General features: G+C 40.1%; 10 protein-coding genes. 9 read left to right on the top strand and 1 reads right to left on the bottom strand.

The window, feature by feature from the left end:
• Positions 1–44 precede the first annotated feature (44 nt).
• Positions 45–686 (bottom strand): hypothetical protein, encoded by a 642-nt coding sequence (locus Q0577_RS21945; protein ID WP_298740168.1) that lies wholly within the window; start codon positions 684–686, stop codon positions 45–47.
• A 183-nt stretch (positions 687–869) separates the two neighbouring features.
• Here Q0577_RS21945 and Q0577_RS21940 point away from each other — a divergent pair, with 183 nt between their 5' ends.
• From Q0577_RS21940 to Q0577_RS21900, 9 genes are all read left to right on the top strand, one after another.
• Positions 870–1,256: a hypothetical protein gene (locus Q0577_RS21940; RefSeq protein ID WP_298740166.1), complete on the top strand. Its 387-nt coding sequence runs from the start codon at positions 870–872 to the stop codon at positions 1,254–1,256.
• A complete protein-coding gene (locus tag Q0577_RS21935; RefSeq protein WP_298740164.1) occupies positions 1,246–4,644 on the top strand; it encodes a hypothetical protein in 3,399 nt (1,132 codons plus the stop codon). Before Q0577_RS21940 ends, Q0577_RS21935 begins: the two co-directional genes overlap by 11 nt.
• A gap of 170 nt (positions 4,645–4,814) precedes the next feature.
• Positions 4,815–5,186 (top strand): hypothetical protein, encoded by a 372-nt coding sequence (locus Q0577_RS21930; RefSeq protein WP_298740162.1) that lies wholly within the window; start codon positions 4,815–4,817, stop codon positions 5,184–5,186.
• Positions 5,187–5,595: 409 nt separating this feature from the next.
• Positions 5,596–7,575 carry an AAA family ATPase gene (locus tag Q0577_RS21925; protein ID WP_366884879.1) on the top strand — a complete coding sequence of 660 codons (1,980 nt, stop codon included), beginning with the start codon at positions 5,596–5,598 and terminating at the stop codon, positions 7,573–7,575.
• A complete protein-coding gene (locus tag Q0577_RS21920; protein WP_298740170.1) occupies positions 7,547–9,538 on the top strand; it encodes a UvrD-helicase domain-containing protein in 1,992 nt (663 codons plus the stop codon). The genes Q0577_RS21925 and Q0577_RS21920 overlap by 29 nt, the downstream gene beginning before the upstream one ends.
• A gap of 142 nt (positions 9,539–9,680) precedes the next feature.
• On the top strand, positions 9,681–11,045 hold the full coding sequence (locus Q0577_RS21915; protein WP_298740160.1) for a hypothetical protein: 1,365 nt from the start codon (positions 9,681–9,683) through the stop codon (positions 11,043–11,045).
• A complete protein-coding gene (locus tag Q0577_RS21910) occupies positions 11,018–11,674 on the top strand; it encodes a hypothetical protein (protein ID WP_298740159.1) in 657 nt (218 codons plus the stop codon). Before Q0577_RS21915 ends, Q0577_RS21910 begins: the two co-directional genes overlap by 28 nt.
• Positions 11,671–14,919 (top strand): hypothetical protein, encoded by a 3,249-nt coding sequence (locus tag Q0577_RS21905; RefSeq protein ID WP_298740157.1) that lies wholly within the window; start codon positions 11,671–11,673, stop codon positions 14,917–14,919. The genes Q0577_RS21910 and Q0577_RS21905 overlap by 4 nt, the downstream gene beginning before the upstream one ends.
• Positions 14,916–15,875 carry a hypothetical protein gene (locus Q0577_RS21900; protein WP_298740155.1) on the top strand — a complete coding sequence of 320 codons (960 nt, stop codon included), beginning with the start codon at positions 14,916–14,918 and terminating at the stop codon, positions 15,873–15,875. Before Q0577_RS21905 ends, Q0577_RS21900 begins: the two co-directional genes overlap by 4 nt.
• Positions 15,876–16,134 lie beyond the last annotated feature (259 nt).

Below are 16,134 nucleotides of genomic sequence, written 5' to 3'. Positions count from 1 at the left end.
GCGTGGGGTTCCAAACATTGAAATAGAATTTGACACAGTTTATTTTACACTCCCCTTTGAAACGGATTAATAACTTGTTGTTTGCCCTCAAATAGTTTCTCCGACCTTTGAACAAAGCTCCTATACTTACTTTCATGGTTCACAAGAATGCTTTGAAACCTGTCCTCTAACTCTTGGGGATCGATTGGTGTTGTTTCGAGATCTTCTTCGATTAAGTCGTTTATATCAATATCAAATAATGTAGCAAAGTCACCATTCTCCTTTATGCTACGAAAGTGTTCATCAATCAAGGTGTGTAACACTTGCCTTTCGTTTTGAGTTAGACCGAACTTTCTTGCCACTCCCCAACACTTTTCATAATCATCATATCCAAATACGTTCCTCCCCCTTTCATTAAGGCATGAGTCAAGCGCTTTATTCAAAAAAAGGCACTGTAAATAGCAGCCATAGACCAATTCAGCAATTAGGGACGCCGGATGCTTGATTGGATCAGTGTCCTTATAATTGTTGGGCGCAATAGGAGTATGGTTTCCATGAAACTCTATCTCTCCGAAATAATCGTCACACCTGATAATATTTATTGAGGCCGTTCCAAACTTGCCATAATGTTTCTTGCTATAATACGCTGCGGAAAAGTGCCCGAATTCATGCCAAAAGACGCGCTTTTTCTTATTAACTGCTTCCATTGAATTAAGGGATATTGCACACCAAATCGATAGTGCACTTTTTTTATTCTAAATCTTAAAACGTGTAATGGTACCCTATTCCTTTAATATCTAAATATATGATTTAGGGTAGAAAATTCAAAACCATAACCTTTTTATTACCATTCATATTTTCCTTAATTTCAGGTTCTAAATTACGATCACATGGAGCCTATTACCACAACAGCACTTACTGCATTTTTAATTTCATTGGCAACTAAGGGATTAGAAAAGGCCACTGAAACTAGTGCAGGAAAGATTAGCGAAGGAGCAATCTCTTGGATAAAATCACTATTTTTTAAAGATGACAAACCGAAGAAAGCCCTAGAAAACCTGATTGAAACACCAAATGATCCTGAGCGGCAAAAAATTGTAAACTCTATTGTGGAGAATGCAGTCCAAGACGATCCAAGGCATGAAGCCTTCCTTTCCGAGATCCTGGCAAAGATACCCAAAACGGGAAGTACCATAACCAACAGTAAGAACGTAAACACGGGTGATGTAAGCACAGGCGGCGGCGACTTTAGAATAGGAGATGACTATGGAAAATAAAAACCTCAACCAGGGGACAATCAACACAGATGGTGGTGCTGTTCATATCGGCGATAATTTAAGCCAGGTATTTGAGTATCTCTCTACGTTACTGCAGGAATACAATGAGCAATTAAAGAGTATTGAAGGCCTAATAAAAGGTTTTAAACCCAAAACTGCATTCAATTTACTGGAAAACCTTGAGGAACGAGTGAATGCACTTGACGCTGGCCGAAAGGAAAAGGTTCAAAGTAGATTGTATTATTTAAAGGCGCTGTGTAAAAAGGTACAGACTAATTCGAGCCCCGCTGAAGTATTCTCCGACTTTTTAAGAGCTTATCAATTAGATCGAAATGACAAGATACTACAACAAAATGCGTTACTCGCCTATGTCAATTTAAAAGATTCGGGTAAAGCAATTGAACTAGCCGACTCTATTCTACAGTATGACGAATACAATGCTACTGCTCAGTTCTGTAAGCTAGTGCTAGCAGCCAACCCTTTGGCGTTTATTAAAGAAATACCTACCCCGGTATTCAAAAATTCAGCGTTTCAACTAAATGTGCTTCATCATTTTCTAGAAAAACGTATTATCGAGAGTAAAGAAGAAATTACAATGTTTGGAATCGATTATAAGGATTGTTTGACCCTCAGCAGCAATCTGACCTTTGATAACCAAGACAGGTGGTTAATGGTTATCGATACCAGATATAATGACTTCGTGCAAAAACATCATGAAAAGCAGTTATTTCATGAGGGCTTTGTTCCTGAAATAAATCAGGAACTGACCGAAGTCATTATAATTCTTGAAAAATACATTGATACTTTACAGAGTACAGAAATAAGTGACAATCTTTATCATCAAACATTTCTGTTATACAACCTGAAGGAACTTACAAATAAAGGAAAGTATCTCTCAGACTTGGTCGAACATTATGAAAAATTGCCCAAACAGACTTGGGAGTATACAGCAGCTGTATGTCAATTACTGATACGCAACAGAGAATATGCGAAGAGCCTCCGTTATCTAACACTGTACGAAGAAAACGGAGAACTAATTAATAAGGATTTCCTTTTATTAAAGTTCTTATGTCAGTACTTTGTTGGCGACAAGATAGCTTTAAAGAAAACATTTAATAGATACCTTTCGCGTCTTGAAGCGCTCGATAGAGTTTCCACGTTTAACATTCTAAATACCTGTTTGCGCGCCTTATTTGAAACCTCTACTGAGGAGGAACCCAAAGAATATTATTCGCTAATCAATCAAAAAACCTTTACTAGCCCTACAATACGAGATTTGTTTCAAGTATGCTATAGAATACGTTATCTGCGCGAGCGGTTTTCCCCTGAATTATTTGAAAAATTAAACGAGTTAAAATCAAGTGATGAGTTAGATGTCCCATGGAAGGGAGTATTAGCCGAAAGCCTAATCAGCATCGGGAAACGGGGAGATGCTATTAACTATTTGGATAGCTTCATAAATAAAGAAGAAATATCGGATATTCTATACTTCTATATCCACTCTTTGTATCAGCAATTATTGGATAAAGAAGACGATGAACGCGGGAGATACCAAGAGCTGCTTAGGCTACTTCGCTTTTGGAGGACAAACAGTCAGAGTGCGAACGAGCTGTTTGCCGGATTTGAGCATAATCTTTACACTGAGATTAGTGATTTAGACAACTTGGAGGAGGTAGATAAATTTCTAATTGAGAAATTCCCAGAAAATGAGAGATACATTCTCGCTTACTTAAGTGTGCTGGAGAACAAGAAAAATGTCAAAGAAATTGAGCGAATCGCTGATGCACTCAAGGTAAAGTATGAAAACGAGAAGATCGGTGTTAATATTAGTGGACTATTGCTTAGGACGGGAATTAAAGAAAAAGCATTTGCAATACTATACGATCTTGCATCAAATCCCTTAAATACAATAGCACGATCTGCGTACTTTGCAAACTCATTAATGTTCAAAGAGTTTTTTGACTATTTTGATGAAGTAAAACTCGGAGCTTGGGTGATCTTAGACATAAATGGAAAGCCCCAGAAGCAATTTATTAGTAAGGCAGAAGGATTTCAAGGAGAATTGATCGGAAGGAAAAAGGGTGAAACATTTACCAGACAAGCTAAGGTTTTTGAAGACATTGTATCAGTTGAAATCATTGAGATATTTAATGATGCGACAAATTTATTTCGTGAAATTATTGACGAGGCGGAAAATCCTTTAAACGAACTGGGGATCCAGAAATTTAAATTGCCGGCGGCGGCGACAGCCGCAGAATTTGAACAAGCTTTAATTCATCAATTTGGTGCAAGAGGTACACTTGAAAAAGAGGCGAACGAAAAATTGCTCACTGATTATATAAATTATAGAATTGGGTTTACAGAAATAACAAAGCATCTTTTTAGACAAAATCATATCGAAGCCTACTTCTACTTAACTAATGATACGAAGTATAAATTCACGACCATTCCAAACGGATTAACTGCAAAAATAGATCCAGAGTCCCATAAGCAGTTTTCACTTGACTTCAGCACGCTGATTCTATTTTATGATCTGTGTAAGCAATTTGAGATTACGCCTAAACATAAGTTTCTAATATCAACACTCATTCAAAAGGAAATTGAAAACGACCTTACCACCCTGAAGTTTTCGACGGAGGACTCAATGAGTGTACTTATCACCCATGAAAGTGTGTACAAGAATTTCGTGAGTGAAGATCAAAAAATGGCAAAAATTAGATTTTTGCAATCACTAATGAGCTGGATCGAGGAACATTGTATCGTTGATTTGGTCAAAGAAAAGCTGGACATAGTGCCCAAACTAAGAAAAAACGAAGATATTGCAACAGATGTTTCCACCGAAATGTTGACAGATTATATGTTCGTCTCTTCAAGGGAAAACACTAGATTAATCAGTAGTGATAGTACACTATTCCTTTTTAAGGTAAACAATGGTTTATACCGCAATATAGTTAATCCGGAAAAGTATCTCTTAACATATCATCCGGAAAAAGTGACTACCTCTTTGTACAGATATTTATTGAAATCAAATTATTTAGGGATTAACATCTCCTACGATACTCTTAGAAACGAATTTTTCGATTTTCTTGCTGGAAAGGAAAATTATTATCTCACTTGCGTTGAGAACTTGCAATTTAGCGTTCATGGGAACATTGAAGTGATTGAGGTGGCCGCAAAATTTTTAAAGGAACTGTATCTTACTCCCTTTTTAAAAACAAATGATAAAGGGTTATATTCCCTACAGATCATGAAAACGGTCAAACATGGAATGAACCGCCACCAGCTTGACAGTTTTATCAAAGCCATTCGAAGAGAGTTTAAATTGATGGGTCACATGTATGATGACATCAACGAGTTAATACAACTGATGATTTCAGGTACAGTATAGGAATTAGTTAGCCGGAGAAGGTGAACTAGTCCATCAACATGAAAGTGGTTTGTGACATTTCCACTTTGAAGTCAAAATAACTGGTCTGCAAATGTTCGTTGGTGACTTTAGTCATTAAAACATTTTGAGTTAAATTGTACAACCATTTTAAAAACAATCAATCATTAAAAATGGAAGAGCTAATCAAAATAATTTCGGCATGTTTAACCCCAGTGGTAGCTATTGGCGCAGTGGCTGTTAGTGTATCAAATTATAAATTGGGTGTAAAAAAAAGGAGGGACGAATTGTTCGATAGAAGATATAAATTCTACAAAGATTTTGAGGAATATTGGAAAACAACAGGCGCAGAATCGGAAGGCGCTACTCGCATGGAGATGGAATGGGAAGATATTGCGGCGTTTGAACAAGAAGCGAATTTTCTTTTCGGACCAGATATTGCTAAGCACATCAGATCTTATGAAGGCAAAAGTTTTAGAGGTATTCGTTGGGTACCGGATTTAGAATTAGCCAAGCCATTTAAAAAATATTTGGATTTTAGATGATTTACCTGATCCGCCTCTTCACAATTTCAACAAGTTATAAATATGGATCACAAGTTACCGAACTATAGACGTTCTGAAATTGACAATTTGTTCCATGATCTTTTTGGCTATTATCCAAATAAGGAAGGGCAGTCCTATGAATTGATTGTCAGCGCAGTGCTGAAAATATTGTATCCTGAACAAAAAATTATGTGAGATAAGGGAATGAAAGGAACTTTTGATGAAAACCTACATCTGATTGATGTAAGTTTATTCAGTGTCGATAATGATACAATTATTGCCGTAGAAGCCAAAGATCATACGAAGTATAATAGTAGGGTAAACAGGCCTGCTGGATAAATTAGCTGGCTCATTAATAGAAATTAATGCTGAATCAGGTTATTTTTTTCGGCTACTGGATATACCCTAGATGCTACCCGAAAGCCTTAAGAGAGAGAAAGGAATTCAATTTTTGATTTTCGTTATATTTACAGAAATAACCACCCCTATGTTTTTGTCACAGCTACGGCTTTGGAATTTTCGAAAGTTTGGGAATGCTGGCCCCATGGATCTCACCACCCCCCACCTTACAGTTACCTTTAACCAAGGTCTGACCCTATTGATCGGAGAAAATGATTCCGGTAAAACGGCCATAATTGACGCTATAAAGCTGGTGCTTAAAACCCATAGCGTTGACTGGATAAAGATTGAACATGACGACTTCTTTGGCAATTCCACCCAGCTACGAGTCGAGTGTATTTTTGAGGGGCTTACCGATGAGGAAGCCAAAAATTTCACTGAATTCTTAGGATGGGATGCGGTTAAGAATGCCCCCTTTTTAAAGGTCTTTTTAGATGTCTCTAGGTCTTCGGAACGAATCTTCCCTGCCGACGTAAAGGCCGGGGCTGATGATGAAGGACATATACTCAGTGCGGAAGTGCGAGATAAAATAAAGGCCATTTACTTAAGACCCTTGCGCGATGCGGAAAATGAGCTTTCCTCCCGCAGAAATTCTCGCCTCTCCCAGATCCTGCACAGCCACGAGGCATTTAAGGATAAACAAGGCCATAGACTGGTTACCCTATCGCAAGAATTAAACAAAGAGGTAGCTGCCTACTTCAAAGGCCAGAAGGCCGATGGTAGCGCCCTTGCCGCCGCCGATCTGGGAGGGATGGCACTCAAGACGGTGATGGATACTTATCTTGAGCAGTTCTCCGGCAAAAAGACGCATTTTACGATGACGAGTCAGGATCTTAAGAATATACTCGAATCATTATCCCTGCTTTTTGATGGTGGCGTCAACTTGGGGCTCGGGAGCCATAACCTTCTCTGTATTGCAGCCGAGTTGTTGCATCTGGAAAAAGTGGGCTGGGATGGGCTTCGTCTGGGACTGGTAGAGGAAATTGAGGCGCACCTGCACCCGCAGGTCCAGATGCAGGTCGTGGAGGCCCTGCAAAAGGAAGCAACCGCCAAGAATGTACAACTGATATTTACCACACACAGTCCCAACATCGGCTCTAAAATAAACCTGGAAAATCTCATTATTTGTCAAGGCGGCGCGGTGTTTCCCATGGGGAAAGCCGCAACCATGTTGGAACCTACGGACTACACTTTCTTGCAGCGGTTTTTAGATACCACGAAGGCAAATTTGTTTTTTGCCCGTGGAGTGGTCTTGGTAGAGGGATGGGCCGAGGAATTGTTACTGCCGGAGCTGGCAAGAAAAATTGGCATTAATCTTACCCAAAAGGGAGTATCGGTCATCAATATCGCAAGCACCGCCTTTCTGCGGTACGCCAATATTTTCAAGCGAAGGGGCCCGGGGCAAATGGCATACAAGGTGGCGTTGATTACTGATGTCGATGTCAAACCATTTGAGGCGGGAGAGATGATGACCGTGCCGGATCCTGCCAACCCGGGCGCCAACATTACTAGGCCAATTACCGTTGCCGAGGTAACAGCCAAAATAGCGGCTAAAAGACTGTCGGTCACTACAAAACACAATGGCCAGGTCGTTCAATCGTATGTCAGTTCGCATTGGACCTTGGAATATTGTATTGCGATGTCTCTTAAATTAAGAAAGCTGTTTTTTAAATCCGTATTGGAGGCCCTTCTGGAGCAAAAGCAGGATGAAGGAGTACAAGCCCTAACCGATTATCAGAATGCGATCACCAACATTGATACGCACTTTCATAACTGGACCGATCCTGCTGAAAAAATTGCTTATGCCATTATGAAGCAAATTCTTAGTGGCGACAATAGCGTTGGTGTAGCAAAGGATAAAATATCAAAATCGATCATCGCCCAAAGGTTTGCTAGCAATCTAAGTGCGGACAATGCCATTACGAATTTGGGTACTGAAACTAGTTTAACTTACCTTTTTGATGCCATTCGATATGCAGCCAGTAACTGACGCCGAAATCCAGTATGCGGAAAACATTCTTTTCGGCCGTATTGGCGTCTTTGACAGAGAGCGAACAGCCTTTATAAAGGAGCTGCAAACTTGCGATCTCCAGGCGGTACCTGGCAGTGGAAAAACAACCGTGCTTTTGGCAAAACTGTTGATCCTGGAAAAAAGGCTTCCGTTTCCAGATCATCGAGCGGTGCTGGTCATCTCTCACACTAATGCTGCCATTGATGAAATAAAAGAGCGCATTGGCCAGTATTGCCCAAAGCTGTTTTCTCCACCCCACTTCATAGGGACCATTCAGGCCTTCGTTGATAAGTTTCTGGCTATACCGTACTATGTTCATGTGTATAAAAGGAAGCCAGCCAGGATCGACGATGAAATATTTAGGGAGCGGGCAGCAAAATTTCCATTCTCCATATTGCAGGGTTTTAACCGTCCCATTCAGAATAATGCTATAAGGTATCTGCGCGCCAATGGAGAGGGTCTGAGCTTTCGTCTTTCGCCGGGTACCACTTTAGACGTCCTGACTAGGGATTATAAAGGTAATGTGATAGTGCCCAGAAAACCTGGGAATGGGGTCGATTGGACACCGCAGGAAAAACAGGATATATATAACTGGATTGTCGCCTTTAGAAACCGGTTGCTCTCTGATGGCTACCTGAGTTTTGATGATGCCTATTTAATGGCCGAAAAATATTTAACCCGGTTTCCGGGCATCATACCAATTCTGCAGCAGCGTTTTGCACTGGTGTTTGTCGATGAAATGCAGGATATGAACCCTCATCAGTATCATTTACTAGAGACCCTATTCGGAGCGGCCGCCCACTGCCGGTTTCAAAGAATTGGAGACAATAATCAATCTATATTTGATGATGGCGGGGCGTCTGTTTGGATAAACAGACCACTGATCTTAACCATCACGGGCAGTCACAGGCTCTCCCCAGCCATTGCAGCCGTCGTGGAGCGCCTGGCGCTTGTTCCAATCGCGGTACAGGGACACGGAGTAAACCTTGACGGTAGCCCTATAAATATTAAGCCTCGTATTCTTAGATATCAAGATACCACCGCAGATCAGGTACTCACGGCATTTGCTGGCTACATCGAGCAATTGGAGCAATCCGGCCATATACCGGATGGTGCCCCCGATGGGTACCATGCAGTTTGCTGGGTAGCACAGCCGGATCCTCCAAAAATGCGGCTGCCCAACTATTATCCTGCCTATAACAAGGCAGGTACAACACCGGCGGTCAGCCATGCAAACCTGGAGGATTACCTAACGGTTTTCCCAGATGGTCGCTCGATGCGGACCGTAAATAAAAATGTACTTAATGGTTTACTCAAGGTGCTACGGATGGAAGGAGTCCATGATAGGGCTGGCAGGTATTATACAAAGAGCTCTTTGCTGGACTATATAAAAATTACCCAGTCTACTCAATATGACACTATGCGGCGGACGCTTTTTACTATATGCAAAAGTGTGATGGCCGGTGATACCCCAGGGGCGTTAGCAGCGCTAAGAGCATATATCCCTCAACTGCTCCAATTATTTCATAAGCAGGTGGCGACGAGCGCTACTTTTGTTAATGGTACACCACCTGCTGCTTCGCCGGCCTCTCCTCTACCGGTACCAGCAATTAATATCTTTACCGCCAACAACATCAATATACAGGTGGGCACTGTTCATTCCGTCAAAGGACAAACGCATACCGCCACCCTTTACTTGGAGAGTTGCTATCAAAGAACCGTCCAGGGTTCGGGAAATCATGAGTCAGAGCGGCTATCGAGTTATTTACTTGGCCAACCTAGACCAGCCCAGATTCATCCCTATACGCAGCAATCCCTGCGGATGGCCTACGTAGGCTTTTCCCGTCCTACGCATTTGCTCTGTTTTGCAGTTCACCGTGACCGATTTACTGCGCGGCTAGCTGGACTAGATCCCAATGTCTGGGACATAGTGGATGTATAATCAATAGCTACCAAAAAAATGAATCTTATTGTAACATTATACCACATAGTCTCATGGACAATAGAAATACTAAAACTTGTTGAAGTTTGTGCAGGAAGTAGGATTATGCGAATTTATAACGCAAACATGAAAAAATGGATGAGTGAAACATAACGACAACCATACCTTCCATTTCCTTTCAGAAATCGCAAAGGAAAATACCTATCGCCTGCTTTTCCCCGATGCAAAAGCAGGCATGGCGATAATATTGCTGTATGAAAAGCTGGAGAATGGTGCTTTCCCCGACAAGTTCTTTAAAGAGTCCGATATACACGATGCATTACTAAAAGTATCTTCCGTTAATCTAAACAACGGACAATACCATCTAAAAGAGCAATACAATGCCATCATCAGCGATTTGCAGGAATATTTTCTGCGTTATGATGAAGACAAACAGCAATACAGCTTCAAGGAATATGCCTACACCTTTTGCAGGCATGCTAAGGAAACGCTTAAATCATTTTTCGACCCCACACAAATTGAAGTAATCTGTACTAACCTCCGGGATAAACTTATTAGCTGCGGCACACAAGAAAAAGTACAGGAGTGGTTTGACCTTGATTTTTCAGCCTTCAAACCTCGTTTAAAAAACCAGTTAGATTACCTAGATAAGCAGATTGATCAATCCGTAGCCGACTTAAGAGAGAATAAAAGACTCAGCTTACAGGAAGGGACAATTTTAGATACGCTACGCCAGATCGACGAACGCTTTGAAATCGTCCGTAGTCAAAACAAAGAATTGCGGACCGCCTTCAGGGCAACAGAAGAAATAAGAAGGCTGCTCAACAAATATGCAGAACAATACGACAGCGACGAAATACACAAAGGTACAGATGCTGCCATCTCCTTTTTTCAGGAAATGCGCCACGTACTATTATTGATTGATAAAAGGCTTGATCGAATACAACCCCGGATAAAGCAACTCTTCAGCAATTTAAATAAACCGCTCTTTAATGTCAGGATTGAGAAATTTCTCGGCTACTTAATCCGCAATAGTACAGAAACGAATGTAGAAGGCAGGAAGGAATTGTCTTTACCGGATGGAATTCATCCAACAATAACCAGTCATGCAGTCTCGAATTTTACAATCGTAGATCGAAAATCAGACCTGTTTCCTGCCAAACCTAAAAAACGCATGGTAGCTGTAGAAACCCCTGAGCTAAAACAAAAAGCATTTGCAACAACCATCAGCCAGGTGTTTCAGCAAGATGATGTAACACGGTGGTTAGGCACAATAGCAGAGCAGTTGGCAGAAGAAAAACACGTGGATTTATCCGACTATTTTTTCAGGATCATTCAGGAAGAAAAAGGAGATAACACATTAGGCCTGGCAATTTCAGTACTATATCGAGCAATAAAACGGTACGAACAGCAGCAGCAATATAAAGTAACAATAAACCCAGCCGTTACCAAAAGCCGTCAGGGAATAAAAACAAGATTATGGCAGATAACAATACAACAGAAATAACGCCCTGGTCATTCCTGGCGGACAGTGGGGCTGAAAATTATTTTGCCAAGGTGGACTATGCGCTCAAAAACGGCAGGCATATCCAGCAATGGAAAGAACAAGCCTTTTGGTTCCGTTTTATTGCCAATAACGAAGAGAGCATCAAACAATACTACCGCAACTATTTTGGGGTTAGTTTGGAGCATGGAGGAGAAGCGAACGAAAAATATTATTACCTGGACTTTATGCCCGATTCAAGAGGAAACATACCGGTTGATAACAGGCACTTTTTACAGAATGAATTTGTGATTGTCGGCTTCATGTTATACAAAGCCATTTTTATTGATAACTACATAGAACTATCCTCAGTAAAAGCCTTCCAACGCATACTCCGGCAGGATTACGAAGAATTTAAAGAAGGTTTGTTCCGGGTATTGGCAAAGGCAAAGAGCCTTAAAATCACACAAATGACGGAAGGCAAAATGGATAGTACGGTAGCAAATGCAATGAAGGCATTTGAAAAAATAGGCTGGATTGAATTGCAGGAGGACAACTTTGAGGTATTACCATCATTCCAGAGACTGCCCAAACTGTATGCCGACTATATCAACAATATTGATGAATGGATTAAAACAGAAGCAACGAAATGAAGCAATATCCCCGCATATATTCTTTATCCACGCTTGGATTAATACATCATCAGGAGTTTGACTATCTATTCCACCCTTTCCGCACAGATTTCATCGGCGAAAGCGGCTCAGGTAAAAGCATGATAGCCGACCTGATACAACTCATTTTTGTAGGCTCCGATGCCTTTGAATCGGCTACTAAGGCAACGGGAAAAAGAGAACCGGAGGGAATGGTGCTCACCGAAGGTGGGCATAGCAAAACAATGGGCTATGCTTTGTTGAATATAGAAATGCAACCCAACAAATACCTGGTTGCAGGTGCTTATATAGAAACAGGCAATAGAAATGTGCAGGCATTTATTATTCAACAGGGTTTTGACAAAAATGAGATAGTCTACCTGGACAAGCCGGTACTGCATAAAGACCTTGTAGTAGATGATAATATTCAGCCACTAGATCAGCTAAAAGATATTTTAACTGAAAAGGGCTTGTTTTGCCAATCATGGTCGAGGTTAAAAAAATACCACGAGCTGCTGTACAAACAAAACATTCTGCCTATAGACCTTTCAACCAACGACAGGCTATTGAAAGACTATGCAGAAATCCTGCAGTCATTTTCAAGAGGCAAGCTATTAGACACACAAAAAAGCAGCAGCCTTAAAGACTTTTTATTCGGCAGAGATACAGCCAACAGTATTTACGAAACATACAAGACCGCTGTAAAGGATATGGAGGCAACAATTGGAGAATACGGCGCCAACCTTCAGGAAATAGCCCGTGTAACGGAGAAAGAAGCAGCCCTGTTGGCCCTGAAAAAGATTCGGGATGAGCGGGACCAGTATCAAAAAATATGGATAGAGAAGCAGCTATTGTATGCAAATCAGGAGACCCTTACACTTCGTAAAGAAATCATAGATACCATTACAGCATTTGCAAAAGCAAAACAACACTATAATATTCTTCACGAGCTACTGAAAACAGAAATCACTCATCTGGAATCAGCAATCCCTTTATTAGAAATAGAAAAACAAGCATTAAGCAATAAATACGATGAAAGCCTGGTGAGTTACAAAGAAACCGGGAAGGTGCCAAAATGGTTGCAGGAAACTAACTGTACAATGGAACAGCTTCGTGATAAGTATGAAGAAAACAATCAGGTCCGCCTAAAAAAGGAAAATCTTAAAAACCTTATACAAGAACTAAAATCTAAAAATCTTGAAACTTCATTTGAGCAGGTTAAAGCAAAAGATAGTATTGGATCGCTCAACCAGTTTTTAACCGATGCAATTACAGCATTAAAAACGGAGATTGAAACTAAAGAAGTACTTAAGCGGTTTTCCAACCTCAATGACCCGGATTCATTTGCCAACTGGGCCATAGCGCAAAAAAGACCATTTACCCTGGACGAAGAAAGCGCCATCCTCGAGTTTCAAAAACTACCCAGAAAAAAGCCAGCAAACAATAAAGACTATTTGCCGTCTCCCCAAGATTTTATAGATGCTTTGGAGATGATTGAAAAAGAAGATACTGGGTTTTGGATCAACCTGAATGGTATAAGGAAATTTGTGCCATATACACCCAAACAAATATTTGATACGACAGACACCCAAACCATCACTTCCTATTTTGGGGAATATTCCACATCGCTCGATGAGGAGATCAGCAATGCCAAAAAGAAGCTGGGTGACTATCCCACTATACAAACGATATTATTAAACCTACCCAATCCAACAGACGCATTAGCGGCTTATAATGATAAAGAAAAAGTCATCGCCTACAAGCTGATAGATTCTTTATATGTTGGAGAAACAGAGTTTGTCAAAGCCTTAGACGCATATAAAAACAAATCCGAAATCGAAGACAGCTACAACGAAGCAAAACAAAATCTGGATGATATTCAGGAGAAGATTACAGAGAGTAAAACCCTGCTAAGTGTGTTTAAATCATATCATGGTGTTGATAATAGTGCCACAGATGATTTCATTACTCAAATAGAAAGTAACGATGAATTTGCAGGTATAATTCTGGAAACAGATAGAACATATGAGCTGATGAAAGGCAATGTTCAGGCAGCATTTAAACAGTCTTCAGATAAAGGCGCGTTCATAAAGGACAATCAAAATGAAATACGGCCCAGGTTGTCTGCTATCTCCAGTATTCAAAATAAGATTAAAGAATACGAAGAATGGAAAGAAAAGCTCGAAAAGGTGAAGCTTCAATATCTGAACTTATATAATAGCGTACCCGATAATTTAGTAGCCGATGCTTACATCCCCAATCCTAACAAAGAACATGAAATGTTTATCAGGGCAGAGGCAGAATATTTTAGCAGTTATAAAAAGACCATTCAACAGTATATTCCATCGGAAGCATTTAGACTGGAAGAAGACGACAACTTAAGTGAGTTGGCGAAAAGTTTGTTACCTGAAGCATTTCATGAGGCAGTTCTTTCCGACCAGTCTGAAGAGACCATTATAGAAACGATTGCAAATTACCTGCACCGCATTAATGATAAAAACAGGCAATTAAACAATAGAAAGATACAAAAGATAAAAGACCTGCTGCACGATGTAGACGTTGCTGCTTCACAACAGGAAAACATTATCCGCAGAATTGACAATTTTCTAAAGGACGAAACAAGCATTACAGGAGGCTACAAAGCCAGGTTGAAAAAATCAACAGCTACCTTATTTCCAAAAGAATGGATGAGCCGTTTTCAGGAAAACCTAGAAGACACATCTAATAATTTTACCGGTAAGCTGGCTGAAAAAATAGACTTGGAAAATATGATCGTAACCGCATTTTTAGATTGTGGCGGACATGCGGGTATGCAGGTAACTGCACAAAAATTATTAGATCCTTCTGTTTACTACGAAGTAGAATTCAAAATGGAATCTGCTACGGGCAGGGTAAATAAAGGCAGTACAGGACAAACATACGCAGCTATCGCACTATTATGCATCGCCAGGCTTTCTGTAATGGATAATGAGGAAGGGAAAAAACAGCAACCGGCAGTAAGAATAATGCCTATTGATGAAGCAGAAGGATTAGGCTCAAATTATGATATGCTGCACGACATAGCCCAGCTTTATGACTACCAGATCATTTCACTTTCGATTGGTCCGGTAGGAAAGTTTAAGGATGGGGAACAATATCTTTATATACTCCATAAAAATATGGAAGAAGAAGCGGCAGTAAATTATACACCGATGGCTATCTTATGTGAAGCAGATAAATCAACAATACAAAACGGAATTGAAATATGAAAAGAGCACTGACGTGGCGGCATTTAAAAGCATTGAATCAATTGTATGTTGATAAACGTACTGATGCTAAAATTACAGACAATGGCTACATTACTAACGTGTTAATGATGCAAAAAAGATTTCTGAAATTTAAGTCTGGTAATAATAAAATACTGGAAGCAGCACCTAAATATTTTACTTTTTACGGAGAAAACTTCAAACAGGATTTCGAACAATATGCTCAGTTTTTACAAACTGCCAACCTAGAAGACGATGCCAGGAGAAGATACACTGAAGAAGACATCCGGACATTAATGTTCATTGCCGAGCAAAAAGAAGAATTGGTTAAGAACCTGACAACTATCCGAACCTTTTCCGTAAATATCTTTAAAGGGATGGGGTCTAAATACTTAGAAAACAAGCCTGGGTTAAAAAGTGCCGTTTGTAAAATTTTGGGAATAATAGATTTTCCAGAGAAAGACCCTAAAAATTTGCAGTGGAGATTTGTGGCCGATTGTATTAGCCCCAAAGCTATTGTGTTATGTGAGAACCTTGATCGTTTAAAAAATCCATGGAAAGCGCGGGAAGCAAATCTAGAGTTATGGTATGTCGGAGGCAATAATATTGGCATTATAGAGTTTATTGATCCAGATAAATTAGTTCTACCTACTTACTATTGTTGCGACTGGGATTTTGATGGTTTGTCCATTTATTCCCGAATAAAGCATAAGATCAAATCTAAAGGACATGAACTAAATTTATTAATTCCTGATGCTTATGACGTATCGCTGCCTATTGATTCACCACACCATAATAGCAGATGGAATTTTAATACGGCGCTATCAGGATTGAAGCATGAAGATTTTTCAGTTGAAGCTATCGATCTTATTAAGCGACTTATACAAGATGACAAGTGGATTGAAGAAGAGTCGCTAGACTTGATTCAGCTTTTACAACACTCTTATCAGGTGCCTTAATTTCTATATATTAGAACACAGCTAAAAACCCCAATACAATCAAGGAACACATGAATTCAAAAAGGTAGTTTCAAGATCGCTCCATTCTGATCTTTAGGTCTATATCTCTTATAAGTCAGGTTAACATATTTCGTCGTCGTATGCCCTAATAGCAATGCCACTGTTGCTACATCTACATTTGCATCTTGAAGCAGAATACTAAAACGGGAGTGTAAAATAAACTGTGTCAAATTCTATTTCAATGTTTGGAACCCCACGC

Source organism: uncultured Chitinophaga sp., assembly GCF_937898475.1.
Classification (GTDB): Bacteria; Bacteroidota; Bacteroidia; order Chitinophagales; family Chitinophagaceae; genus Chitinophaga.
This window is presented reverse-complemented; position numbering and strand designations above follow the sequence as displayed.